This is a genomic window from Bacillus sp. Marseille-P3661 (assembly GCF_900240995.1).
Taxonomy (GTDB): Bacteria; Bacillota; Bacilli; order Bacillales; family Bacillaceae_J; genus OESV01.
In genome coordinates this window covers 1,293,412-1,318,049 of record NZ_LT965953.1, presented here as the reverse complement: position 1 = coordinate 1,318,049, position 24,638 = coordinate 1,293,412, and the positions used below count along the sequence as shown (strand labels likewise).

General features: G+C 35.2%; 30 protein-coding genes and 2 pseudogenes. 26 read left to right on the top strand and 6 right to left on the bottom strand.

All coding sequences use genetic code 11. From position 1 onward, the window contains the following. The first annotated feature begins 66 nt into the window (after positions 1 to 66). From C1724_RS06265 to C1724_RS06200, 14 genes and pseudogenes are all read left to right on the top strand, one after another. Positions 67 to 1,116 (top strand): TAXI family TRAP transporter solute-binding subunit, encoded by a 1,050-nt coding sequence (locus C1724_RS06265; protein ID WP_180994144.1) that lies wholly within the window; start codon positions 67 to 69, stop codon positions 1,114 to 1,116. Between the two features lie 92 nt (positions 1,117 to 1,208). Further along, entirely contained in the window at positions 1,209 to 3,089 is a 1,881-nt protein-coding gene (locus C1724_RS06260) for a TRAP transporter permease (RefSeq protein ID WP_102345847.1), read from the top strand. Between the two features lie 366 nt (positions 3,090 to 3,455). Continuing rightward, entirely contained in the window at positions 3,456 to 4,199 is a 744-nt protein-coding gene (locus C1724_RS06255; RefSeq protein ID WP_102345846.1) for a hypothetical protein, read from the top strand. Between the two features lie 112 nt (positions 4,200 to 4,311). Continuing rightward, the gene (locus C1724_RS06250) at positions 4,312 to 4,521 is read left to right on the top strand and encodes a nucleotidyltransferase family protein (RefSeq protein ID WP_180994143.1); all 210 of its coding nucleotides are present in this window, start codon (positions 4,312 to 4,314) and stop codon (positions 4,519 to 4,521) included. A gap of 5 nt (positions 4,522 to 4,526) precedes the next feature. Beyond that, positions 4,527 to 4,799: a HepT-like ribonuclease domain-containing protein gene (locus tag C1724_RS26325; RefSeq protein WP_102345844.1), complete on the top strand. Its 273-nt coding sequence runs from the start codon at positions 4,527 to 4,529 to the stop codon at positions 4,797 to 4,799. A 246-nt stretch (positions 4,800 to 5,045) separates the two neighbouring features. Then, complete coding sequence (locus tag C1724_RS26500; protein ID WP_441296781.1) at positions 5,046 to 5,216, top strand: nucleotidyltransferase family protein; 171 nt, start codon at positions 5,046 to 5,048, stop codon at positions 5,214 to 5,216. 193 nt (positions 5,217 to 5,409) lie between these two features. Continuing rightward, positions 5,410 to 5,727 (top strand): hypothetical protein, encoded by a 318-nt coding sequence (locus tag C1724_RS06235; protein WP_102345843.1) that lies wholly within the window; start codon positions 5,410 to 5,412, stop codon positions 5,725 to 5,727. A gap of 211 nt (positions 5,728 to 5,938) precedes the next feature. After that, positions 5,939 to 6,702: pseudogene (locus tag C1724_RS26320) on the top strand (type II toxin-antitoxin system SpoIISA family toxin). Further along, on the top strand, positions 6,692 to 6,868 hold the full coding sequence (locus C1724_RS25485) for a hypothetical protein (protein ID WP_180994141.1): 177 nt from the start codon (positions 6,692 to 6,694) through the stop codon (positions 6,866 to 6,868). The pseudogene C1724_RS26320 and the gene C1724_RS25485 overlap by 11 nt, the downstream one beginning before the upstream one ends. A gap of 82 nt (positions 6,869 to 6,950) precedes the next feature. Then, a complete protein-coding gene (locus C1724_RS25480; protein ID WP_180994140.1) occupies positions 6,951 to 7,127 on the top strand; it encodes a hypothetical protein in 177 nt (58 codons plus the stop codon). 455 nt (positions 7,128 to 7,582) lie between these two features. Then, entirely contained in the window at positions 7,583 to 7,900 is a 318-nt protein-coding gene (locus C1724_RS06220; RefSeq protein ID WP_102345840.1) for a hypothetical protein, read from the top strand. Between the two features lie 266 nt (positions 7,901 to 8,166). Next, a pseudogene (locus tag C1724_RS06215) lies at positions 8,167 to 8,646 on the top strand (Rpn family recombination-promoting nuclease/putative transposase); the annotation flags it as partial. A 218-nt stretch (positions 8,647 to 8,864) separates the two neighbouring features. Further along, on the top strand, positions 8,865 to 9,257 hold the full coding sequence (locus C1724_RS06210) for a hypothetical protein (RefSeq protein WP_102345838.1): 393 nt from the start codon (positions 8,865 to 8,867) through the stop codon (positions 9,255 to 9,257). A gap of 864 nt (positions 9,258 to 10,121) precedes the next feature. Next, on the top strand, positions 10,122 to 10,346 hold the full coding sequence (locus tag C1724_RS06200; RefSeq protein ID WP_102345836.1) for a hypothetical protein: 225 nt from the start codon (positions 10,122 to 10,124) through the stop codon (positions 10,344 to 10,346). A 119-nt stretch (positions 10,347 to 10,465) separates the two neighbouring features. On the opposite strand, the gene C1724_RS06195 is transcribed toward C1724_RS06200, so the two are convergent. After that, positions 10,466 to 10,678, bottom strand: coding sequence for a DUF3951 domain-containing protein (locus C1724_RS06195; protein ID WP_180994139.1), 213 nt, complete (start codon positions 10,676 to 10,678; stop codon positions 10,466 to 10,468). 850 nt (positions 10,679 to 11,528) lie between these two features. Here C1724_RS06195 and C1724_RS06190 point away from each other — a divergent pair. Both C1724_RS06190 and C1724_RS25475 read left to right on the top strand, forming a co-directional pair. Next, a complete protein-coding gene (locus tag C1724_RS06190; RefSeq protein ID WP_064094055.1) occupies positions 11,529 to 11,729 on the top strand; it encodes a cold-shock protein in 201 nt (66 codons plus the stop codon). Between the two features lie 219 nt (positions 11,730 to 11,948). Beyond that, a complete protein-coding gene (locus C1724_RS25475) occupies positions 11,949 to 12,932 on the top strand; it encodes a hypothetical protein (protein ID WP_180994138.1) in 984 nt (327 codons plus the stop codon). A 44-nt stretch (positions 12,933 to 12,976) separates the two neighbouring features. On the opposite strand, the gene C1724_RS06180 is transcribed toward C1724_RS25475, so the two are convergent. Beyond that, positions 12,977 to 13,339: a VOC family protein gene (locus tag C1724_RS06180; protein WP_102345834.1), complete on the bottom strand. Its 363-nt coding sequence runs from the start codon at positions 13,337 to 13,339 to the stop codon at positions 12,977 to 12,979. A 165-nt stretch (positions 13,340 to 13,504) separates the two neighbouring features. On the opposite strand from C1724_RS06180, the gene C1724_RS06175 reads away from it, so the two are divergent. Next, positions 13,505 to 14,425: an Rpn family recombination-promoting nuclease/putative transposase gene (locus C1724_RS06175; RefSeq protein WP_102345833.1), complete on the top strand. Its 921-nt coding sequence runs from the start codon at positions 13,505 to 13,507 to the stop codon at positions 14,423 to 14,425. A 232-nt stretch (positions 14,426 to 14,657) separates the two neighbouring features. After that, complete coding sequence (locus C1724_RS06170) at positions 14,658 to 14,933, top strand: hypothetical protein (RefSeq protein WP_180994137.1); 276 nt, start codon at positions 14,658 to 14,660, stop codon at positions 14,931 to 14,933. Between the two features lie 45 nt (positions 14,934 to 14,978). On the opposite strand, the gene guaC is transcribed toward C1724_RS06170, so the two are convergent. Then, positions 14,979 to 15,962, bottom strand: coding sequence for a GMP reductase (guaC, locus tag C1724_RS06165; RefSeq protein ID WP_102345831.1), 984 nt, complete (start codon positions 15,960 to 15,962; stop codon positions 14,979 to 14,981). A gap of 224 nt (positions 15,963 to 16,186) precedes the next feature. Further along, complete coding sequence (locus C1724_RS06160; protein WP_102345830.1) at positions 16,187 to 16,429, bottom strand: spore germination protein; 243 nt, start codon at positions 16,427 to 16,429, stop codon at positions 16,187 to 16,189. Between the two features lie 534 nt (positions 16,430 to 16,963). Here C1724_RS06160 and C1724_RS06150 point away from each other — a divergent pair. From C1724_RS06150 to C1724_RS06130, 6 genes are all read left to right on the top strand, one after another. Continuing rightward, positions 16,964 to 18,175 carry an SEC-C metal-binding domain-containing protein gene (locus tag C1724_RS06150; RefSeq protein WP_102345828.1) on the top strand — a complete coding sequence of 404 codons (1,212 nt, stop codon included), beginning with the start codon at positions 16,964 to 16,966 and terminating at the stop codon, positions 18,173 to 18,175. A gap of 340 nt (positions 18,176 to 18,515) precedes the next feature. Then, on the top strand, positions 18,516 to 19,463 hold the full coding sequence (locus tag C1724_RS06145; RefSeq protein WP_102345827.1) for an Rpn family recombination-promoting nuclease/putative transposase: 948 nt from the start codon (positions 18,516 to 18,518) through the stop codon (positions 19,461 to 19,463). A 163-nt stretch (positions 19,464 to 19,626) separates the two neighbouring features. Further along, a complete protein-coding gene (locus C1724_RS06140; protein ID WP_102345826.1) occupies positions 19,627 to 19,902 on the top strand; it encodes a hypothetical protein in 276 nt (91 codons plus the stop codon). A gap of 279 nt (positions 19,903 to 20,181) precedes the next feature. After that, a complete protein-coding gene (locus C1724_RS06135; RefSeq protein WP_258000286.1) occupies positions 20,182 to 20,808 on the top strand; it encodes a precorrin-2 dehydrogenase/sirohydrochlorin ferrochelatase family protein in 627 nt (208 codons plus the stop codon). A gap of 715 nt (positions 20,809 to 21,523) precedes the next feature. Continuing rightward, entirely contained in the window at positions 21,524 to 21,664 is a 141-nt protein-coding gene (locus C1724_RS25470) for a hypothetical protein (protein ID WP_180994136.1), read from the top strand. Positions 21,665 to 21,675: 11 nt separating this feature from the next. Next, complete coding sequence (locus C1724_RS06130; protein WP_102345825.1) at positions 21,676 to 21,885, top strand: hypothetical protein; 210 nt, start codon at positions 21,676 to 21,678, stop codon at positions 21,883 to 21,885. 136 nt (positions 21,886 to 22,021) lie between these two features. On the opposite strand, the gene C1724_RS06125 is transcribed toward C1724_RS06130, so the two are convergent. Together C1724_RS06125 and C1724_RS06120 are read right to left on the bottom strand one after the other, a co-directional pair. Next, the gene (locus tag C1724_RS06125; protein WP_102345824.1) at positions 22,022 to 22,249 is read right to left on the bottom strand and encodes a hypothetical protein; all 228 of its coding nucleotides are present in this window, start codon (positions 22,247 to 22,249) and stop codon (positions 22,022 to 22,024) included. 87 nt (positions 22,250 to 22,336) lie between these two features. Then, a complete protein-coding gene (locus C1724_RS06120) occupies positions 22,337 to 22,738 on the bottom strand; it encodes a secondary thiamine-phosphate synthase enzyme YjbQ (protein WP_102345823.1) in 402 nt (133 codons plus the stop codon). A 128-nt stretch (positions 22,739 to 22,866) separates the two neighbouring features. Between C1724_RS06120 and C1724_RS06115 the strand changes: the two genes are divergently transcribed. Both C1724_RS06115 and C1724_RS25465 read left to right on the top strand, forming a co-directional pair. Continuing rightward, complete coding sequence (locus C1724_RS06115; protein ID WP_102345822.1) at positions 22,867 to 24,285, top strand: hypothetical protein; 1,419 nt, start codon at positions 22,867 to 22,869, stop codon at positions 24,283 to 24,285. A gap of 151 nt (positions 24,286 to 24,436) precedes the next feature. Next, on the top strand, positions 24,437 to 24,595 hold the full coding sequence (locus tag C1724_RS25465; protein ID WP_180994135.1) for a hypothetical protein: 159 nt from the start codon (positions 24,437 to 24,439) through the stop codon (positions 24,593 to 24,595). The last annotated feature ends 43 nt before the right edge of the window (positions 24,596 to 24,638 follow it).

The following is a 24,638-nucleotide window of genomic DNA, read 5'->3' as shown; positions in this document are numbered from 1 at the left end:
TCAAAACATTATCAGTACGTATTAGGAACATATTCTTACTTTTGGTAAATTAAAGGAGATGAGAAAGTGATAAAAAAAATTTTTAGTATTATAGCCTTAGTAACAGCGTTGACGGTTGTTTTAGCTGGCTGCAGTGGATCTGGTGCTAAAAATAATTCAAGTGAAAAGAATAATGTAACTGAAATTACTTCTTTAACTTTTCCTGAAGGATCGATGGGGCAAGTATTATTTATTGGCATTAGTGATATTGTTAATAAAAATCATGAATCCATCCGGATCATACCTCAGGCAACCATTGGAGCAGAATCTCTAATCGAGTTTGATCAAAATCCAGAAAGAAGATCTAGTATTATGATAAGCGGCAGTCATTTGACACCTTATCAGGCCTTAAGTGGTTTTGAACCATTTTCAGGAAAAATTGAAAATCCTCCTCTTGGGCTTTTCACATACGGTCCTGGATCCTCAGTTGCACTCGCAACAACGGATCCAAATATTAAAAGTATAAAAGATTTGGCTGGAAAAAAGGTGAGCATTGGGCCACCGGGAAGTAATAGTTATGAGGTACTTTATCCATTGCTTGAAGCTGCAGATATTGTTGATGAAGTAAATTTAACCCCAGCTGAAAGTCTTGGAGCTGGCATTAATGCTTTACGTGATGGCACTATAGATGTCGCTTGGAACAGTATAGTTTTAACCGCTGGGGCAAGTGGTCCATTTAAGGAACTTCTTTTGCAGGAGGATGAAGTATATTGGGTAAGTTTTGAAAAAGAACTATTCGATAAGGTCAAAGAATATACTCCGTTACCTATTTTGCCTGTTTCTATAAATAAAGGACATTTTACAGAATTATTTGAAACAGACTATGAGTTTCCTCAAGAAGATACGATAACAAGTATGTATACACCTGGATATTTCGCTTCAGCTGATATACCAGAAGATATAATCTATGAAATAGTAAAAACAGTAATTGAACACAAAGAAGAATTGAAAAATTATCATAGTTCAGGTGCAACTATGGCTGATCATATGGGGGAATTTGTGCCAAAAGATATGATGCACCCAGGTGCAGTTAGAGCATACGAAGAAGCAGGTATGCTAGGTGGATTACCAGAATAATAATTATTGGTAAATCAAGCTTGTCCAAGAGGGAATATCTCAAGAGAAATTCTTTCTTGGAATTTATTTTAATAATTGTGAGGAGGGGTTAGATGATTAAACGACTCAATTTCTTTTTAACCTCAACCATGCTTATAATGGTTATATATCAACTTTTTCAAGTATGGTGGGTGCCTGGACCAAGAGGTGGGGCTATTATTCATATATTTTTTGCGCTTACAGTTGCAATTTTATTAGATTTGCAAAAGAATGTACAAAATAGAATGTATGTTTATTTTTCCCTTTGCGCATTACTCATAAATCTAATTTGTTCATACTATTTTTATATAAATCAGACAGAAATATTAACACGTGTTGGTATGATTACGTACAGTGATATGATTACAGGCTTATTAATGATATGTCTAATATTATATTACGTTACAAAAGTATTTGGTATAACATTTACTATAATAGGGTTAGTATTCATCTCTTATGTCTTTTTAGGCCCGTTTCTTCCTGATTTAATTTCGGGTCCTAAAATATCTTTTAATAGGATTATATCGCATTTAACTATACGGATGTATGGGGATGTTGTAGGTATTAGTGCTTCGTTTATGTTTTTATTTATTATTTTTGGAACGTTTCTTCAAATTTCAGGTGGTAGCAAATTTATCTTTGGAATTGCACAATTTCTTTCAAGTATTTTAAAAGGTGGCGTAGGGCTGGTCACGGTCGGGGCCAGTGCATTGGTTGCAATGTTTACCGGTGCTGGTGGGGCAAATTCAGGTATAACTGGCCCAATAACAATACCACTCATGAGGAAAAGTGGTTATTCTGCAAACACTGCTGCTGCAATTGAAGCTGTGGCATCTGTAGGCGGAGCGATCACTCCACCTGTTTTAGGAACAGCAGCATTTTTAATGTCGGAGTTTTTAAATATATCTTATCTAACAATTGTTATTTCGACTATAATACCTGCGATTATTTTTTACTTTTCAGTTTTTCTATATATTTGGTTGTATGCTAATAAGCATGGGCTAACAGGCTTTGATAAAGATGAAGATGAACCGACTGAAAAAGGACTTCTCATAAAGGGTGCCATTCTATTTATTGTTCCAATGACTATATTAATTTGTTTAATGCTAGAAGGGTTTTCTTTGTCATTCTGTGCCTTTTTTACTATACTTTCTTCTTTAGCTTTGTCGCTAATCTTTAAAACAGAAAAAAGAATGCATGTTTGGATTGATGGAATAAGTTCGGGTGTCAAGATTGGAGTAGGTATTGCATTGGCTTCAGTTATTCTTGATATTGTTATAGCTATTCTTTCTATTACTCAGTTAGGATATCGTTTTGGGGGGATTATATCAACTGTAAGTGGAGATAATATTTTTGCATTAATAATATTATGCATGTTCGTTTCTTATGTTTTAGGAATGGGAATGCCTTCTATTGCAGTTTATATACTTACTGCTACCCTAGTAGCTCCAACACTAATAAAATTTGGGATTGAACCTTTAATTGCACATATGATGGTTTATGTCGGTGCGATACTAGGAAATATAACTCCACCGATTGCAAGTGGTGTCTTAGTTGCATCACAAATTGCTGGTTCTGATTATTTGAAATCAGGAGTTGAAGCGGTCAAAATAGCAAGTTCAACGTTTTTACTCCCACTTTTTTTCTTCATTACACCCGAATTAATTAAAGTTAATCTTTCATTATATACAATTGGATTAGCTCTTTTAACATTGTGTGCAGTTGCATACTCTACAATTGGTTTAATTGGGTATTTCGGAAGAAACTTATATAAATTCGAAAGGGTTATGTGTTTCGGTATTACTATTCTAATTATGATTAGCATGTATATTAGGGATATGCAATTAATGATAGGAGTTTTAATAACCGTTTTATTATCTATTTTATACTATTACCTACTAATCAGAAAGTCAGGTCAGGTTTATCAGGAGAAAAAACAAATTATTGGGAAGTAAAAATTTTTTAGAAATTGAAGTTAGTAAATGAGGACAAAAGCATTTAATACAACTAGAGAAAGAATTGTAGAAACAGGGGGACAGCTCTTCTGTTTCTTTTTTGTGTGCCAGGCATGTTCATCAACTAGACAGTGAAAGTCTGTTATGGGTGTCGAGATATGTGAACCATGAGCTGAAAGCAAGGGTGTCCATGGTGACATAGAATCTGTACCTTAGGTATATCCTCGGTCTGAGTACACGAATCACATTTGAGGTTTTCACATCAGGAAGAGTTTGTCCAAAATATCCCCTGATGATGTAGGGATAAATGTGGCTGATATTTGAGGAGAAAGCGGATGAACTTAGCTAGGAAGATCTCTTAATACCTTGAGAAAGAACCTACTTAGTGATAATTATCTGTTGCGCAAAGGGATTTTGCCACGGGGTGTGAACGAGGAGTGGCGGTCTTCGTTTGATGAGTCTGTGCTTGTGGGTGTGGTGAAGAATGCTGTGAATTTTGCGGCGCATCTGAAGGGTGGCTTTTATCATATTCCGGCAAAGCGACTGGTTCCGGGCTGGCAGGAGGCGAAGTATGTGGCGTTGTATTTGCCGAAGTGGGTGTCGCAGGAGGAAAATGGGATTGTTTATTATGGCAAAATCGAGCGGGTTGAGATTAAGAAACGGCGGGAGATTGGTGAGATTCCTAAGAGTGGCGATGAGGAGTATGTGTATTTTAGGGTTCGCTATTGGGAGCGGTTAGATGATGTGATTCGTCCGGTTCAGTATGGTGTGCGCGTGTATATGATGACGACGCTGAATACGTTAAAGCAAGCAAAAGAGCTGCCTGAAATTTTTATGAAAAGTGGCGAAGAGGTCACGCTGTGGCGGATGCTGCGGCGGATTTCTAGAAGTGTGAAGGTGGAGCTGGATGCACGGGATGTGGATCAAGCGAGTCGGGTAGAACGGTATCGGTTGAAGGATTTGGTGGTTGAAGTGGATCATGAGAGCGAGGAATTGAGGATTAAGCGGAATGGTGTGGTGAAGGAGATTGAGATGAGGGAATTGGCGGAGAGACCTTCTGGGGTTTTTAGGAAGATAGTGGGGGTGATGGGAGATGGTAAGAATAATTAAATTATTGGTCTTTTCCTGCGAGTTTTTCTTTGATAAGGGCAGCGAACCTGCCCCAGCAGCCTGTAAAAAGATATAATGAAAGTATACTTAATGAAGAATTGAGGGATGTATTGTGATATACGATGTTCTTCAGGAAAAACGTGAAAAGATTTTGAAAATCGCAAGCGAACATGGAATTCAAAGTGTACGAGTTTTTGGTTCTGTTGCAAAATACGAAGATGGACCTACTAGTGATCTTGATTTACTTGTAGATTTTGATGAAGGAAGAAGTGTTAAGTGGAGCTATTCAACTATGACAAAAGATAAACTCTATTTAACTTAGAGTGTATAACAAATATTGAGTCATATATTCCAAACGGAGAAGAGGATTTTTTTAGTTCGAAGTTAATTCAGGACGCGGTCATTCTGAATCTTGAGATCGTTGGAGAAGCCACGAAACGTATTTCAAAAGAATTTAGAGACAACCACCCACATGTACCTTGGCGTGAAATGGCAGGACTCAGGGACGTGTTGATTCAGAATTATATTGGTGTAGATAATGGTATCGTTTGGAACGTGGTTGAAAAAGAGTTTCCTGCATTGAAAGAGAGAAGATTGTAGATTTGTTAGATCATGTATAGGTTGAAAAATGCTTTGGTCGATTAAATAGCGTATAGTGTATTTAAGAAAAATATGAACAATTCTATTGGATATTATTATGATAATGGCGGTGATTATTATATTATCGCAACATGAGATTCTGAAGGAACTTTCTAGAAACTTAAAAATATGGAAAGAAAAATACGGTGTGATTCGTATTGCTTTGTTTGGCTCATACTCAGGGGAGAACAAAAGGATTCAAGTGATATTGACCTGTTAGTAGAATTTGAAGATAAAGCTATGACTTTCGATAATTATATGGATTTGAAGTTTACTCTTGAAGATCTTTTTGAAAAGTCAGTTGATTTAGTTATTATCGATGATATTAAACCGGCACTTAAATCGAGTATTATAAGGAGTTCTAAGTATGCTTTGTAATTGGATAATAGATTTAATACCATAAGAAAGCATCTTTTATTTTGAGGTGCTTTCTTTTATTATTTAATTAAATAGAAATTGAACAATTGCGAAATGAAAGTTAAACATTGATCATTGTTGGAAGTATGGTAGGAGGTTATGATGAACTAATGCCGAATTATAAAGATAAATCCAGAAAGGTGGTTTGATCTATGTGAGTACTACAGATTATGATCAGTTATGGAAAGATGTTATAACAGAGCAGTTTGAAGAATTTCTTTTGTTTTTTTCACCAGATTTGTATGAACAAGTTGATTTTTCTATTCCCCACAATTTCCTCAAACAAGAACTACATACTATTCTTCCAGAATCAGAAAGTAATAAGCGTGTTGCTGACAAATTGGTAAGACTACATCTAAAAACGGGCAAAGAACAGTGGGTGTTTGTTCATGTAGAAGTCCAAGGAGGATACAAAGCATTGTTTCCGAAACGGATGTTTCAATATTTTTATCCCACGATTCACTGGCTGTAAGACCCAGTTTTGAATACATAATTCAAAAGTAAATTTATGAATCTATTAACTAAAAAGTACAAAAAATAGAAGCTTCTTTTAATCTTAAGAAAGTAATGTCGGGATTGATAATAAAGAGAGTCTTATAATCTTTGAAACACTTGATAAAATAGATTTAGAATGATCTATTATTTTAATTTGCAATAATGGATGAAGAAAGGGAGGGGATATATTGGAAGTCTTCATCATTATAGGTTTATGGTTTGTCTTTGCCCTATTGGCTTTGTATACCTTCTTATCCTGGAAGAATCCAGATATTGTAAAGGAAAGAGATACTATTCGGAAAACCTGGTATTTAATTTTTGTTTTGGGTTGTTTAATCTATTTATCAAACGAACCAAACAGCTTATTTACTGATTTGAAGAACTATTTGATTGTATTGGTAAGCTTTATCTCTGTAGATTCACTAGTTTTTTTTAATCTTTATTTTTCAAAATTAGGTGGACATGAACTAAAAATGACAGAAAAACAGATAGATGCAACACAGCGTTATTTGGATTTGACCAATAATAAAATTGGCAACATGCAAATTGTATTGAATACATATGAGTATCCAAGTTATACTAGAAGTAAGGAAGAATATGTCAGGAATTAGATAATTTTTTCAATAAGTATGCTGAGTTGGAACTTCTTCGTGTAGATGTCTTACCATACAGAACAGAAGAAGAAAAAGAATTTGTTTTAGAAGGATCATCAAAAGCTAAAGTAGAAAGACTTCTCAATTTGCGTGAGACTTACTATTCTTCTAAAGACAATTTAATGTTGATGCCATTATGGGTCTTGAATGAGGATTATGTAGCAAAAGTTACAACAATGAGAGAAGATTTGGAAATAAACGATGTAGATGCAAATGTCATAAACATGTTATTGATAGTTTATACATTAGCAGTAGAGATAAATATTAATAATGAAGGTGGTGCTTATGATGGCAATTGAAATGCCTAAAACTAAAGAGAAGAATAAATCAAAAATGAAATCGAATTCTCAACCGCCAAGAAGAAGTCTAAACCTTCCTCTAGCTCATGCAGGGGAAAGTAATGGTATCCGTAGATTAAGAGAGGAAAATCGAAGAGTTTTAGGAAGAAGCAAATACGGTCTTTGATAGCTAGTGTCCATTATGGACACTTTTTTTCATACTTTGCACTTTTACTACATAACTTATAAATAGTTAGGTGGTGAAAGAAATGAATGAGTTAAAGAAAAGGAGCCCTAATTTACCATTAGCTAATCCAGGGTACTCTAACGGACATAGAAAGCTTAGAAGAAATAACGAATTATTGTTGAGAAGGCTAGATCAGATTCAATCTGGCCCATTTGGGATCTGGTCATGGTTTAACAGAAAATGTCTGAATGAAAAATAATAGCAACTCATGTTTATTGTTTGTATTTCTTCACAATTCATATAAATAGAAAAGCAAACAGGTACAAAACAACTTACCTGCTTTTAATATTCAAATTTTAGTCATCCTTTGTTAAAAGTGAGCATCGAGAAATTCAAAGCTGTTTAAAGGAACAAATTAATTCGGGATTGATCTTTCTATTTGGGTAGACTAATTTTTGATCTTAGTAATAGTAATCCAATGAACTACAGATATAGCTTCTGTAGGGTTTTAGCATGTAGATAATTTTTTGAAGGTAATGAAGAAGGATTCGATTACCAATTCTCCAAAAGTGATAGTGGGCGAGACCAGGGGTTTGTAGTAAATGCTTATTTTATAGATTTTTTTAAAGGATAAACTATGATATACTGTTTATTAATATTACATGGGAAGGTGATGCTTAGTCTGTATTAATATTCCTAAGAGGAGTGGTTATTTTGCCCATAAAGTTTATTGATGTACCAACTCTCTCTTTTTCTAGTGAAGTAATAGAACAATTTGAAACCTTGAATCTAACGCAGTCTATGAAAGAAAAATTGTTTTCTTTCTTTAAGGATCTGGATCGTAATGGAGTACATAAGTTTGAATTAATGGAAGATGAAGTGTTTTTAGATTTAAATACCTTTCATAGTGGATTCAAATATATTAAGGTAAAACAGAAAATGGATCATATGCTTGTAAGCATAAAAGTTGAAGATGAATCCATACAAATTGTTCAATTACAACATATTAAAGAGCGTGAGTTATCAGTCTAACAGATTACAAGAGACCCTAGGAGTAAAAGGAGCTTTTGATATAATAGCATGTCTTTGGTGCCTGACCGGGGAACCTTTTTGAAGAGAATTATTTGGATACCTCCTTTTCCTAAAGGACAATATAAATTTAGGAAGAAGCTAATTTTTTTCCTGGATTATATCCGTCGTTGTCCCCCTTAGATCTTTATAATCGCACCGGCCAACCTTCTTTTAATTATTTTATCTATTCTTCAAATCAAATCCGTATCCTCGAAAGGAAGATTCACTTGACAACAGAATATCTTGATTTAAAACTCGATTTTATGTTTAAACAATTGTGTGGACAGGCCAACCGCAAGCATATTACAATTGCATTTTTAAATGACTTACTAGGAAGAAATGAAGATTCAAAGATTACGGATTTAACGTTTGAAAATACTGAAATTGTTAAGGACACGGAAGATGGAAAATCTATACGCCTTGATTTTCTAGTTTTGACAGCCGCCGGTGAGAGAATTAATGTTGAGGTTCAGGTAGTGAATCACCATGATATGCCAGAACGTATTCTCTATTATTGGGCTAAAACTTACACATCTTCCATCCACTCCGGACAGCCCTACACAATGTTAAAGCCTACCATTATGATCACCATCCTAAATTATCCGCTATTTCCTTCTGAAACAGACTTATTTCATACTGTATTTCATATAAAAGAAGAAACCGATCATTTTCAATGGTCTGATTATCTCGAATTCCATGTATTTGATCCCGGTTTAACAGGCTGTACTATCCCCACCTCAAGGACATTAATAAATAAAGAGAAAGGATAGGTGGGGATAAACAGCCTATAAAACCCCGATTGGTTCAAGGGCCTTTAGGTCATCCTTTTAGGGACTATCCATCAGTGGGATGAAAAAACCCACTGATGGAAGTTTCACTTTACCTAAGTACTTTCATGGTACAATGGAGAAAATATCGACGGCAAATGAAAAATCGTCAAGAAAAAAGTAACGAGTTACCATGGTTGATGATGCTTTCAGCGTCTGATTATCGAAAGAAAAAGACAAATGCTGAGCTACTATCTGAATTGGAGGAATGGGCGATGGACAAAGAACAGGTAAGAGAAGCGCTCATTGAATGGGAAACATTGAGTGCTAACAAGGAAAATCGTGTGCTTTACGAAGCAAGGGCAAAAGAACTACGGGACCTTTTAAGTAATCTGGAAGGAGAGAGGAGAGTAGGAAAAAATGAAGGGAAACTTGAAGAAAAACGTGACATTGCACTTACCATGCTTTATGAAGGTTTTGATATAGCGATTATTTCCAAAATGACAAAACTTAGTGAAAGAGAAATTGAAAACTTAAGAAATAAAAGTTAAGTTTATTTACGGGTGCAAAATATACACCGGCTGCGCACTTTTTGATTCAAGGGGAAATGGAATGTATGATGAATTGGGCTCTACAGGCAGGATTCGCCTTCATCATGTTGAGTGAGGAGCAATATTACATCCCATTTTTTTCGGAAACTCCATATTAGATACTACTGAATCGTCTAGTATAATATGAAACGCTTTATATAACTCATACGACTGATGATTATCGAAACTTTATTAATTAGTTAAACATCAGTGGAGGATTCTTTAGATTTTATATTAAAAGGAATTGGTTATCTCAGCATCTCTATTTAGAGGTGCTTTTTATTTTAAAGATACGTGTTTTTTCAAGGGATTAATAAGGGCTGTAGAACAATGTATTGCTAAACTTTCGGTCTTTCATTGTTTCGAATATTATGGTAGCAATTTCCCTATCTGGTAAGGGAAGAGCTTATTTAGAATTCCGGTTCTTGCCCCCAGTAGAGTATAGAATTGGCGCACTAAGAACCTATAACCTGAATGAATATAATTATAATTTGCTTAACACTAGGCTCACTTATCAATATGACACGTATCGAATTGCCTCTCAATCCGAATCGGATCTACTTCAATCAAACAATCCCTTTGCTTTGGCCGTATTAGCTGGTTTATATCTCATAAAAAGTAAAAAAGATGAAAATAGTGCGTTCCAATATAAGTTAAAATTGATGAGAATCCTCTTAGAAGGTAAAATAACAAATAAAAAGATGCAACGTGAATATATTCAAAGACTGTTAATATTTATAGATCAAATCCTGAAGTTACCGGAAGATAAAAATGTGGCATTGGTTCAACAGTTGAAACCCTTAATCGAAAAGGAGAATTTTAACCATGGGACTTTCATTAGATGATACATCGTTTGCAAAGTATTACAAAAAGTTAGGGCAAGAAGAAGGAAGAGCTGAAGGAAAAGCCGAGGGAAAAGCAGAAGGAGAAAAACAAAGAACTATAGAGATTGTTAGGAATTTATTGGAGTTAAATATTAGCATTGAGGCTATTTGTAAGGCAACGAACTTAACTGAAACTGAAGTAAATGCAATTAAAAAATCAATGTAGGACCTGGGTTTTTAGACCAGGTCAACGGACCTGTCCCTCTGGTCCACTTATTTCAGCGTGCCCAAAATCATGTTTTTTGATAGTTGAAATGATAAGGAGAACGTAAAAAAGACCGCTAATTAAACGGTCTTATCGTTATCTGTTCTCTCTTCGTATTGGATGTGATGTTTTGTATCCTGTATTGGTGCATCTTGATTTACATCATTTTTATTACTCATTGTTATTTCATCGAATGGTGTATATCTATTAGAAGGTATTGATTTTCTTTTAAACATTCTGTAACAAATATATCCGATTACAGCAATTATGAGTAAGGTAGAAACATAAGCCATTACACAAATCACTCCTTTGAATAGACTACTTAACATACTATTCTATCTGATGTCAATATATTCCTTTCTTCAAAAGCAACACTCTTTTAGAAAACAGCCTTTAATTATTTGTACACACATATTGCCATACTATCGCCCTGATACTGAAACCATAGTGCGGATGTTTCCGCAGCGGTTAAAGTGTTTGTTGTTTTTGTTTTCCTAAAAATCCCCAAAGGAAAATACCTCCGATTTTGTTATTTTTAGATTCTTTTTAGGTATTGGTGAAGTATATATAGAGAAGGTACTTTTGAATGCACTTTCGTTAAGGTTTTGAAACAAGAAAACAATCCTTCCTTTTGTTTTATGCTTTCCAAAACCCAAATAAGATATGTGAAATAGGCGGCAATGGCCGGATTGGACATAGCAAAAAAAGATTGTGAAAGATATTCTTAAAGGGAGAGTTAGTGGAAGAACAATTGAACGATTATCATCTGAGACCATATCTTAGTTATTTGTATGGCAACGAGCTTAACAGAAGACGAAGTAAATGCAATAAACAAAAGGAATGTAGGACTTGGCTTTTTAGACCAGGTCAACGGACCTGTCCCTATGGTCCACAGGATTATATTTTTTAAGTTGAGGGGGGAAAATGAAACAGAACTAGCAAACTTGCATTAATTTGTAGCTCTGAAATAATTTTAAAGAAATAGTATTTGCTATTATGAGTTTTATTTGTTATGATAAGAAAGAATTATTTTTGTTCGAGTCTGTAAGGAAAGAGTAAGTATTTAAACTTTTCGCCTTTGATATCTAATTGAGCAACTATAGTAATAAAATGTGGAATATATCCACCCAGGAGGAAACAAGCATGCAACAAGGTACAGTAAAATGGTTTAACGCAGAAAAAGGTTTCGGATTTATTGAAATTGAAGGTGGAGAAGATGTATTCGTACATTTCTCAGCTATCCAAGGCGAAGGATTTAAATCATTAGACGAAGGCCAAAAAGTTACTTTTGACACTGAACAAGGTCAACGTGGACTTCAAGCTACAAACGTAAATAAAGCATAAGTATTAAAAGGACTCTAGATTAGAGTCCTTTTTTTTGCACTTAAGAAAGTTTAACTTTGTTAAGGGATTAAAGTATAAGAAAATGTGTAAGTTTCCGGGTTGGATCCTTGTATTTAATAAACTAATTTTTTATCAACGATGATAGGAGGTTATGATTAACTAATGTCGAATTATAAAGATAAATGATAATGAAAAATCTAGAAAGGTGGTTTGATCTATGTGAGTACTGCAGATTATGATCAATTATGGAAAGATGTTATAACAGAGCTGTTTGAAGAATTTTTTTTGTTTTTTTCACCAGATTTGTATGAACAAGTTGATTTTTCTATTCCGCCACAATTCCTCGAGCAAGAACTACATACTATTCTTCCAGAATCAGAAAGTAATAAGCGTGTTGCTGACAAATTGGTAAAATTACATCTAAAAACGGGTAAAGAACAGTGGGTGTTTGTTCATGTAGAAGTCCAGGGAGGATACAAAGCATTATTTCCCAAACGGATGTTTCAATATTTTTATCGAATCATGGATATGTATGATCAGAAGATATATGCCCTTGCCTTGTTTACCGACAAGGATTCAAGCTATAATCTGAATGAATATAATTATAATTTTTTTAACACTAGGCTCACTTATCAATATGACACGTATCGAATTGCCTCTCAATCCGAATCGGATCTACTTCAATCAAACAATCCCTTTGCTTTGGCAGTATTAGCTGGTTTATATCTCATAAAATCCAAGAAAAATGAAAATATAGTATTTCAATATAAGCTAAAATTGATGAGAATCCTCTTAGAAGGTAAAATAACTGATAAGAAGAAAGAACGTTTATCTCTCCAGAAATTATTGATATTTATTGATCATATTATGAAATTACCAGAGGATAAAGATTTAGCCATAGTTCAACAACTGAAACCTTTAATTGAAAAGGAGGACTTAGCTGTGGGTTTATCATTTGATGATACGTCGTTTGCAAAGTATTACAAAAAGTTAGGGCAAGAAGAAGGAAGAGCCGAAGGAAAAGCTGAAGGAAAAGCAGAAGGAAAAGCCGAGGGAAAGGCTGAAGGAAAAGCAGAAGGAGAAAAACAAAGAACTATAGAGATTGTTAGGAATTTATTGAACTTAAATATTAGCATTGAAGCTATTTGTAAGGCAACGAACTTAACTGAAACTGAAGTAAATGCTATTAGAAAATCAATGTAGGACCTGGCTTTTTAGACCAGGTCAACGGACCTGTCCCTCTGGTCCTATGGTCGGGACTTTAGCTCAATTAAGTAAAGGGGATTACCTTCAGGATCACTAAAGTATGCGATTCTGGTAGCTTCTTCTTCCATGATAGGCTGGAATTCAACACTACGGGATTTGAGCAATTCGATTGCTTGCTCTATTTCTTGTACTTCCAATCCAATATGAACGTTTCCTGATTTTGCCGGATGAGATTCTTGTCCTTCACGAGGACGTACCAGCCCAATAGTCAGCCCCGGTGCTGCAATCTGAACCAAATGCCCTTCTACTTGAAATTGAACCTTTAATCCCAGAGTTTCCACGTAAAATTGTTCTTCCTTTTTTAAGTCATCTACTACAATTGTCACACTACCACTTTTAAACATGGTATAATCCTCCATTTTTTAAGTTTTTTTTAATTATATCACTTCAACAAAGCAGCATGGTAATGCAAAAGCTTACTAATTCTTAACATCTCATCAGCCAACCTTCTAACATTTATCTCATCTAATTTTCAAATTAATACCATATCCTCGAAAGGAAGATCTCCATTGACAAGAGAATATCTTGATTTAAAGCTTGATTTTATGTTTAAACAATTGTTTGGACAACCCAACCGGAAGCATATTACCATTGCATTTTTAAATGACTTACTAGGAAGAAACGATGATTCAAAGATTACGGATTTAACATTTGAAAATACTGGAATTGTTAAGGACACGGAAGATGGAAAATCTGTCCGACTTGATTTTTTAGTTTTAACTGCAGCGGGTGAAAGAATTAATGTTGAGGTTCAGGTTGTGAATCAGCATGACATGCCAGAACGTATTCTATATTACTGGGCTAAAACCTACTCTTCCTCTATCCACTCTGGACAGCCCTACACGATGTTAAAGCCTACCATCATGATCGCCATCCTAAATTATCCGCTTTTTCCTTCCGAAACAGACTTATTCCATACTACTTTTCATATAAAAGAAGATACAGACCACTTTCTATGGTCTGATTATCTTGAATTCCATGTATTTGATTTAAGTACATTCATGGTACAATGGAGAAAATATCGACGGCAAATCAAGAAACTAGAAGAAAAAAATAATGAATTACCATGGTTGATGATGCTATTAGCGTCTGACTATCGTAAGAAAAAGATAAATGAAGAGTTATTATCTGAATTGGAGGAATGGGCGATGGATAAGGAACAGGTACGAGAAGCGCTCATTGAATGGGAAACACTAAGTGCAAACAAGGAAAACCGTATACTTTACGAAACAAAGGCAAAAGAACTGCGGGATCTTTTGAGTAATCTTGAAGGTGAGAGAAGAGAAGGGAAAAAGGAAGGAATCAAAGAAGGATTGAAAGAAGGACAACGAAAAATAGCCCTTAAAATGCTTGAGGAAAGTTTAGATATTTCATTTATTGTGAAAATTACAGAGTTAAGTGAGGAAGAGATACGACAATTGCGAAGTTAAAGTTACTAATGGCTATCATCATGTGCTGGATGACAGGTACATTGATGATCTATAAATATTAACAGTCTCTGAATATATTCACGTTGCATCTTCTTATTTGTTATCTAAAAGAACTCTCATCAATTTTACCCTTATATTGGTGTGATACCAGTATACTAACAACGTACTACACGGAGAGAGGTTCGTTAGTCCGACAAACAGTAATATCCTGAAGTTACCGGAAGATAAAAATGTGGCATTGGTTCAACAGTTGAAACCTTTAATCGAAAAGGAGAATTTAACCATGGGACTTTCATTAGACGATACATCGTTTGCAAGGTATTACAAAAAGTTAGGGCAAGAAGAAGGAAGAGTTGAGGGAAAAGCGGAAGGAAAAGCAGAAGGTGAAAAACAAAGAACTATAGAGTTTGTTAAAAATCTATTGGAGTTAAATGCTAGTATCGAGATTATTTCTAAGGCAACGAACTTAACAGAAGACGAAATAAATACTATTAAAAAATCAATGTAGACCTGGCTTTTTAGACCAGGTCAACGGACCTGTCCCTATGGACCACTAATATACTCGATCTCCGTTAAAGATTGAATTTTTAACGATGACATAATCGACGTGACGGATTGCATCTAATTTGTTTCCGCCTGCATAAGAAATGGAGGATTGAAGATCTTGCTCCATTTCAATTAAAGTATCATTTAAGGAACCTTTGTGCTCCACTAACATTCTCTTGCCTTCTACATTTTTCTTTTCACCTTTTTGAAATTCTGAGGCTGATCCAAAATATTCTTTATAGCGTTTACCATCTTTCTCGCAAGTTTCTCCAGGAGATTCTTCATGTCCTGCAAATAGAGAACCTATCATTACCATCGTTGCACCAAATCGAATGGATTTTGCAATATCACCGTGAGTACGAATGCCTCCATCAGCAATAATCGGCTTACTTGCTGCTTTGGCACACCAACGTAATGCGGCTAATTGCCAGCCTCCAGTTCCAAATCCGGTCTTTATCTTCGTAATACATACTTTGCCGGGACCAATGCCTACTTTCGTTGCATCAGCACCAGCATTCTCGAGTTCTCTTACAGCTTCTGGAGTTCCAACATTTCCTGCAATCACAAAACTCTGCGGTATGTATTTCTTAATATGCTGAATCATCTCTATAACAGCATTTGAATGACCATGTGCGATATCAATCGTAATGTATTCTGGCGCAATCTGTTCATATGATAATTGTTGAATAAACTTATACTCTTCTTCTTTTACTCCTACACTAATGGATGCGTATAACCCACGTGATTGCATATCTTTAATAAAGTCTAGTCTTTTCTCAGGTTCAAAACGATGCATAATATAGAAATAACCATTTTCTGCTAAGAAAATGGCAATTTTCTCGTCTATAATGGTCTGCATATTTGCGGGTACCACAGGCAACTTAAAGGAATGGTTCCCAAAGGTGACAGTCGTATCACATTCAGATCGGCTTTTAACCACACTTTTAGCCGGAATCAATTGAATATCTTCATAATCAAATACATTTTCCATCATTACCTTCCTCCATAAACACCATAGTTAGTTGAATAAAAATAAAAACGATGCAAACATAGGTTTTTCGGTTTCTATAGCTCTTATACATGGATTGTAGTAATTGAGGTAGAGGTGAATCATTAGAGCATTGAGAGACATAGGGGAGAGTTGATTCCATTGGACAATGAATTACGTACCGTTTGTTATGTATAGCGCACGGATTCCAGAAGAATCCGCTTAAATTAGATTTGTTGAGCGTTTGATGGACTTGCCCCTTCGTTGAAGTCACTGAAGTCAGGGTCAACATATCTGTTAATTTGTTGATTAAACACAGGTGAAAAGTCTCCAATCGAGAATGCAATCCCTATATTTTTTTGGTCAATTCCATTACCGCTAAGATTAGCTTCACCAGAGTTAATAGACGCATTTCCCGATATATTGTTGATTTTTACACCTTGTGTATTAAAAAAGAAAGCGCCAGCCACGTTCCAACCTCCTTAATATGGCCTATCTGTGTTAGTATTTTTAGAACTCGGATTATCCTTATCAAATCCTAAAAATTTATTTTGAATAGAGGAAGTAGTTGGAGAGGAATCACCAATAGTTAAGTGGGAGCCTTGATCATTAGAATTAAATAAAAATCTTTCGTTACTAATTTGGCCAAAGTTAATCGAAGCATTTCCAGTGATGTAATTGATTTTAAAATTGTAAATATAAAAATTAGGGTTTCCAGTTTTCAAGTGATTCACCCTTTCATTACCAATACAGGATATTATATGTGAGGATTGATGTTTTGTTACTTTTGTATGCCGCGGGGACAGGTCCTGAGGCCCGTTAACAATGTGCCAGTGGACCTATCCACAATACAACCTCCTCACGTTTCTTAGGTTAAATCATACTCCTCTTACATCAACTCTAAGATAGCCGCATTCAATGTTAAAATACATAATCTGTGCCAGTGAACCTGTCCCTGTGGCACTTTATCATTTATAATGATTTATTGAGGGTAGGTGTATATATTGAGCAACACAGCAAATAAAGAATTAGAAAAAAGTTTGAAACGCGCTTTAGAAGGTTTAAAAGATTTTTCAAGAGAGCAAGAGGAAAAACGGAATAAAAAGTACTGGAGTGAAATAAAAGTTCCTTTTACGCTGCATGAAGGACTAAGTAAATTTACGAAATATGAACTGGATGAAATAAGAAAAAGTTTAAATATAAAAAATGCAAGTAGTTTGAAAAAAGCTGAGCTAATTGCATTGTTGCAAGAAAGAATACCAATGTACCTTGAGCAAATTTATCTTCTCTGGGATCAGGAACGTTTTACACTGCTAACCAATATAGCCGATAATGGCGGGATATTCGCTGCATCCAATGTTGAACCTGAGCAAATCGAATATTTTCGTGCTACTGGTTTAATTTATACAGGGACATATGAAGGAAAACAAATATTAGCTGTACCTGTAGAACTGATTGAGCCAATTATAGCTATGGAAAATAATGGAATAGAAAGGGCGACAGTAAAAAGAAATACAGAGTGGATCAAACTTACATGCGGCCTATTGTATTATTATGGAACACTAAGTGGATCGCAATTAGTTAATATGTTAGAAAAATATACAAAAGAAAAGATAGATTTCATAGAATGCGTTAATGTCATACAAGATGCCAATACTTATCGTAAGGAAATTTACATAGATGAAGATGGTTTCTCTAATAGAAGGGTATTTGATCCGAAAAGAGTGAAACAGGAACATAAAGTGAGAGGAAATGTACCATTCTATCCTTTTACAAAACAACAGCTTCTCACAGCGGGTGAACCAGGATTCGTTGAAAGGAATCAAAGCTATACACAATTAGTCAATTTCCTAACAAACCATTTTGAAATTAATATTATGGAAGCGGATAGTATTGTTGAAGAGTGCGTCTATGCTACTAGAATTGGTGAGAGTCCTAATCATGTTTTTCAGTTTTTAAGTAATAGATTTGAGTTTGAAAGTATGGAAACTGTCCAAGCTTTAATGGATAAAGCTATTCATCTAATGAATAACACTAGGGAATGGTTTCTCAAAGGTCATACATCAACAGAGTTAAGTGCACAGGGGAGAGAACATTTACTACCGTTGCCATCTAAGCTTAACAGTAATGAAACCCAAAAGGTTGTAAAGGTAGGAAGAAATGAGCCATGCCCTTGTGGAAGTGGGAAGAAGTATAAAAAATGTTGTGGGAGATAAGGGAACAGTTAAGTTAGTACCTTAAGAAAATAAGAACAACCCCAAAACTAAAGATTAATTGTATGAGACCCTCACAAGAGAAAAATTGTGAGGGTAAATTGTTTTTCGATAGTTCTTTTTTCGTTATTCAAGTGTTTTTCAGAAAAATATTTAAATAGCATTGATTTTCTAAAGGATAACAACTGTTTTTGTCGAAATATAAGGTTGTTAGGAAAAGATGATTAACTATTTTCCAGCATCATAAAAACTCATTACAGCTACACCTATCAATCTTCTTTAATAAATTCCTTCTATTTTTACTCTTCAAATCATTAATTAATTCCTCGAAAGGAAGATTCCCATGACAAAAGAGTATCTTGATTTAAAACTTGATTTTATGTTTAAGCAATTATTTGGTCAGCCAAGTCGGAAACATATTACAATTGCATTTTTAAATGATTTATTAGGAAGAACTAATGGATCCAAGATTACTGATTTAACTTTTGAGAATAATGAAATCATAAAAGATATGGTAGATGGTAAATCAGCACGCCTTGATTTTTTAGTTCTAACCGCAGTAGGTGAAAGAATTAATGTTGAGATTCAAGTTGTAAATCAACATGATATGCCAGAGCGTATTCTATATTATTGGGCTAAAACATACTCCTCTTCCATCCACTCGGGACAGCCCTATACAATGTTAAAACCCACAATCATGATCTCTATCCTAAATTATCCGCTTTTCCCATCAGAAACAGATCTATTCCACACAATATTTCATATTAAAGAAGATACAGACCATTTTCTGTGGTCGGAATATCTCGAATTCCATGTGTTTGATTTAAGCACTTTCATGGTACAATGGAAGAAATATCGTCGGCAAATGAAAAATCAGGAAAAAAATACTGAATTACCGTGGTTAATTATGCTTACAGCATCTGACTATCGAAAGAAAAAAACAAATAGTGATTTATTATTAGAACTGGAGGAATGGGCGATGGACAAGGAGCGGGTTAGGGAAGCGCTCATTGAATGGGAAACTTTAAGTGCAAATAAAGAAAATCGTACACTGTATGACGCGAAAGCAAAAGAGTTACGTGATCTATTGAGTAATCTTGAGGGTGAGAGAAGAAAAGGAAAAGAAGAAGGAATAATAGAGGGAATAAAAGAAGGCAAACAAAAGGGAAAACTTGAAGAAAAACAAGAAATTGCCTTAAAAATGCTTGAGGAAGGTTTGAATATAGCCTTAATTGCAAAAATTACCAAGCTTAGTGAAGTTGAAATCGAAAAATTACGATTTGATAGATGACGTTTGGGTAGTGTTTGACGTTCAACCATTATTCATTAACTTAACAGGGAAAATAGTGATTATTATTGGCTAAGTTGCCTGACCCCCGGTCAAGTAAAGCATTAATATTCTGTTGGCCAGGCAAATTTTTTCAACTAGATTACACCAAAGGAGTTGCTAAAAGATGCCTACTAGTAAGAGTTTACAAGATGCATTTAAAAAGGAAGAATTTAAAGGTCTGGTTATAGATACATATATATCTAATAAATATGAAGTGGCTAGACACTATGCTGACAAAGTATTCACAATAGGGTATAAAAAAATTAGAAATGATGGAAGTAATACAAATAAATTTGCTACATTGGCTGTGATTCGTGGAGTAGCGATGTTAATCTTGCACTTAGGAAAGAGGGAAGAAAAACTCGGGATCGAAATGCAAATAGATGTAGACCATATCTAGGGTGAAAAATATAGTAGAAATGAAAATCAAATGACAGAGAAAGTTCATGAGGTATTTATTCGATTAGATTGGGTAGATGATCTTGAAAAAATTACTTGTTTTATAGATAAAGCATATGAACTAAGAGACTAAGGGCTTCATAGGGATTATGCACATTGTCCTGTTGTTTTTTGCTACAATTGACCTATCCCTCTATCCTCTGTCCTCTGTCCCATGTGGTGCCTGTCACTTGTCGAATTCGACAAGTGACAGGCACCTAAATGCTACGTTTGTGAGGTGTTGGACATTCAACCATTATTCATTAACTTTTCAGGGAAAACAGTGATAATTGCTGGTGGTGGCAAGATTGCAGCAAGGAAGGCTAGGGCACTTGCTCAGGAACAAGCCCAAATCACCTTTATCGCACCAGAGTTCTGTGAAGAGGTCGAGGAGCTTTCACGAAATCTAGGGTTTCGTTTGATTGAACGCAAGGCGGAATGTGACGATTTTTTAGATGCTTTTTTGGTGATTTTAGCGACCAATGACCGGTCAACGAATCAAAGTTTAGCGGAAAATGTTCTTCCCAATCAACTTCTATGTGTGGTTGATGAACAAGAAGAAGGAAATGTTCTTTTTCCAGCAACACTTCGTCGTGGCCATCTTCAAGTTGCCATCTCAACAAATGGTGCTAGTCCCAAACTGACGAAAAAAATAAAAAAACAAATGGAATTACAATTTGATGAATCCTGGGAGGTATATACGGAGTTTTTAACGCGCTGCCGGAAAATAATTAAAAATCTTCCCATTCCAACTGATGAAAAACAAGAACGACTAGAAAATCTTTTAGATAATCGATTCAGACTAGATCCTCAAGCTCAAAACAATGAATTAGCAAATTTGAAAAAAATGTTGAATCTATCTAAATGACTATTCCCCTCCATTTTTAACGGGTTTACTTGTGAGGTGTAAAACGGTAAATCGCAGACTGAATCAAATAGCTAATCACATAAACTTCACAGTAAAAAGGCTTAGAGATGCAATATCTCTAAGCCCTTTTTAATTTTCATTTTTTCCCGAAACAACCCGTAAGTTGTCCAATTTCATTAGATGCCAAAGCGAGTTTGATATATAAGCGGAGAAATTTCGCTTAATTAGGAAATAGCACTGAAAATAGCTTAAATAGACGGAAAGATTCCGCCTATTTACTCGAAAAACGTAAAAATGGGTACCTTTGCTTTGCTTAATCGGAAAATCTCCGCTTATATACCCCAAACCAAGCTCTATCCTGCTGTTTAACCGAAAAATCTCCGCTTATTATTAATAACTCTGGTTACTCAATTATAATCTACATACTAAATCTCAAAATCAAGCACCCTCCAATATTTATTTCATACCCTGTGATTTACTATGTGAATTAGGAGACGATAAGTTATTAAAATTCGCCAACATGTTTATAAATCAATAAAAAACGCACTGTGAATTATAAAGTGAATTCAAGTGCGCTTTCCTATGTGTTTTACAATGTTTGCACCTCTGAAGTAAACCTGTTAGACGGTAGTCGGGGTTTTTTTATTTCTTCTTAAAATATTTTTCTTCTCATCTTCACATACTAACGGTGATATTCCTCAAAAGGAGTGTGCTTATGGCAAGGAGAAATAACAAAACGAAAAAGGTTCAAGGAAAAGACATGACAAATCTTGAGTTAGGAAATGAATTAGGTGGCGGTACGCATCAGGCAGCTACACAGATAAATCAACTAAAAAAAGCTAAAAAGACAAAGTAGGAGGGATAGCCATGGCTAGAACTAAAACATCGGCAGGTCATCATGAGGCACAACAAAAACAAGCTAGACATCTTAAAACCCCTGAAACTGAGATAGCCGAAGAATTTGTAACTGATGTTAAAGAAGAAGATCAAGTTGTTAAAAAGCAAAAAAAGCATGGGAGAAAGCGTAGCTCTGAACCTAAAAATGCTAAAAGTCATTTTGTCAAAGGACCACGTTAAGGGTTTAAGGGTGAAAGCGTCAAAATAGTGCAGACTCTGTCTGCACTATTTTCGCTTGTACAATGACCTCTTAAATGCAAATAAACCCTACTCTATTGAATAGGGTATTATTTTAATGTTCTTTATAAGTTAATGTTTATTGGAGCTCATCTATTTCATCTAAAAGCTGCCGAGTTCGTTTTGCATTACCTTCTGCAAAATTCCGCAAACGAAGCTTTAGTTCTTCATTTTCATGAATCCGTTCCGCTGCAATTAAATACGTACGCATTAACTCGTTTTCTATTTCATACGAACTTTCTAGCAGATCGAGAAGCTCATCAGTTCCGTCTACCTCACGTCTATCGTAATCTTTTTCGTGCCCCATAACAATTCACCCCTCAACAATGGATTCACTCTAAATTATGTACATTATCGATTAAAGTATGTATGACTTATATTGTAAAAAGCTAGTTTAGTCTTTCATTATTTTCACGAAATATGATCGAGATCTCGGACCATCGAACTCACAAAAATAGACACCTTGCCACGTTCCGAGAATTAAGTTGCCATTTTCGATCACGATTACTTGAGAAGAACCTATGGTAGATGCCTTCAGATGTGAGGCGGAGTTTCCTTCTGCGTGGAGATACTTTTTATGATTCCATGGATATACTTCATCTAAAACCATTAACATATCATGAACAACATCAGGGTCTGCATTTTCATTAATTGTAATGCCTGCGGTAGTATGAGGACAGTAAATATATACCACCCCATTCTTTACAGACTGACTATTTACTATATTCTTTATTTCATCTGTAATTTCTATCATATCATCTCTTTCGGTTGTCATTATGTTTCTTTTAAAGAGCATAATAGTTCCTCCTATGATAATCCATTGTTTTGGCTAAAAATATTTTCCAATACATGTAACTCCTTAATTTTCCCTACATATCCTATATTACATTTTAAGGTATATAACCTTTATTAGGAGGGAAGATGATGATTATTGAGTTAACAGCTCTTCATTGGATATACGTTGCCTTTATTTTATTAATAATCGGTTTTATGGTCATGCGCAGAGATACTACTCTTATTTGTATAGTCGGCATTTTTGTTTTAGGATTTACAGCAACCCAATCATTAAGCGCTTCCATAAGTAGTATATTCAACAGTTTCATTTTCGCAATAACAGAACTACTGGGCACCATTCTGGTCATTTCAATTATAGTGTCCATGAGTAAGGCACTAACAAGAACGGGTATAAATGATGTTATGATTTCACCGTTTACAAAATTAATTCGAACTCCAGCATTAGCTTATTGGACCATCGGAATTTTAATGATGGTAATTTCCTGGTTTTTCTGGCCGTCTCCAGCGGTCGCTTTATTAGGTGCAGTTCTACTGCCAGTTGCTATTCGTGTTGGCTTACCTGCTTTAGGCGTTGCCATGGCTATGAACTTATTCGGCCACGGTATTGCTCTATCTGGTGACTTTATTATCCAAGGGGCCCCAAAACTAACTGCTGACGCAGCAGGTATCCCTGTAGGAGAAGTTATTGAGGCTAGTATACCGCTCGTCATCATAATGGGTGTTGTTACAACCGTTATGGCCTTTATTTTCTTAAAAAGGGATATGAAAAAAGGCTTGCTCAAAGCTGAAGATACAGCACTAGGTGAAAGTACGCTAGACCAACATATATCTAAAAAAGAAAAAGAACAGTTAAAAGCATTATTATCCCCAGGAATTAAAAAACTTCTATCTTTCCTAATCCCAATATTATTCTTACTCGACGTTGCAGCAATGTCGATATTAAATCTACAAGGTGGAGATGCTACCGCACTCGTGGGTGGTACTGCAATTTTCATTTTAATTCTTATCAGTATACTTGCACACAAAAACAAAGGCTTCGAAGAAACAACCTCATATTTAATTGAAGGATTTCAATTCGGATTTAAAGTGTTTGGTCCTGTTATTCCAATTGCAGCATTTTTCTATTTAGGCGATTCTGGTTTTGGCAAAATAATTGGCGACTTTCTACCTTCCCAATCACAAGGTATTGTTAATGATTTAGGTATTGCTTTAGCAAATGTGGTACCACTAAATGAACAAATTGCAGCCATTACACTAACAACAGTAGGTGCGATTACCGGGTTAGATGGTTCTGGTTTTTCAGGAATTTCATTAGCTGGTTCATTAGCTCAGTTGTTTGCTACCGCAATAGGGGCAGGCGCAGCAACTTTAACAGCACTAGGTCAAATTGCAGCTATCTGGGTGGGTGGTGGTACACTTGTACCATGGGCACTAATTCCGGCTGCCGCCATCTGTGGGGTTGATCCATTTGAACTGGCAAGAAGGAACCTACTGCCTGTTATAATTGGTTTAGTTGTCACAACTATTTTCGCCATGTTCCTTATATAAGTAACAACAGACTTTGTTCTGTTGTTTTTTTATATGTACATTTCTATAGCTAAAATATTTCCACCTTATACCATCATAGATTATTTTGTTTTGGTGATGATAGTAATTGACCTCTTAAGGTCCAATTATTATCAATTGGAGGTAAAGAAATATGTCCAAGAAACAACATACAAGTAATCCTAGTGCTAAAAAAAGTTCGGTCCCTAAAAATATACTTGCGGAAGAGTTTGGCAATGAATTTGCTGAAGTTACAACCAGTAAGCAGTTTAATGCTTCAGAACATACAGCTCGTCAACGTTATGATAAATAATTATAATAATACTAAGGCTCCCGCTATCTTAACGGGAGCCTTA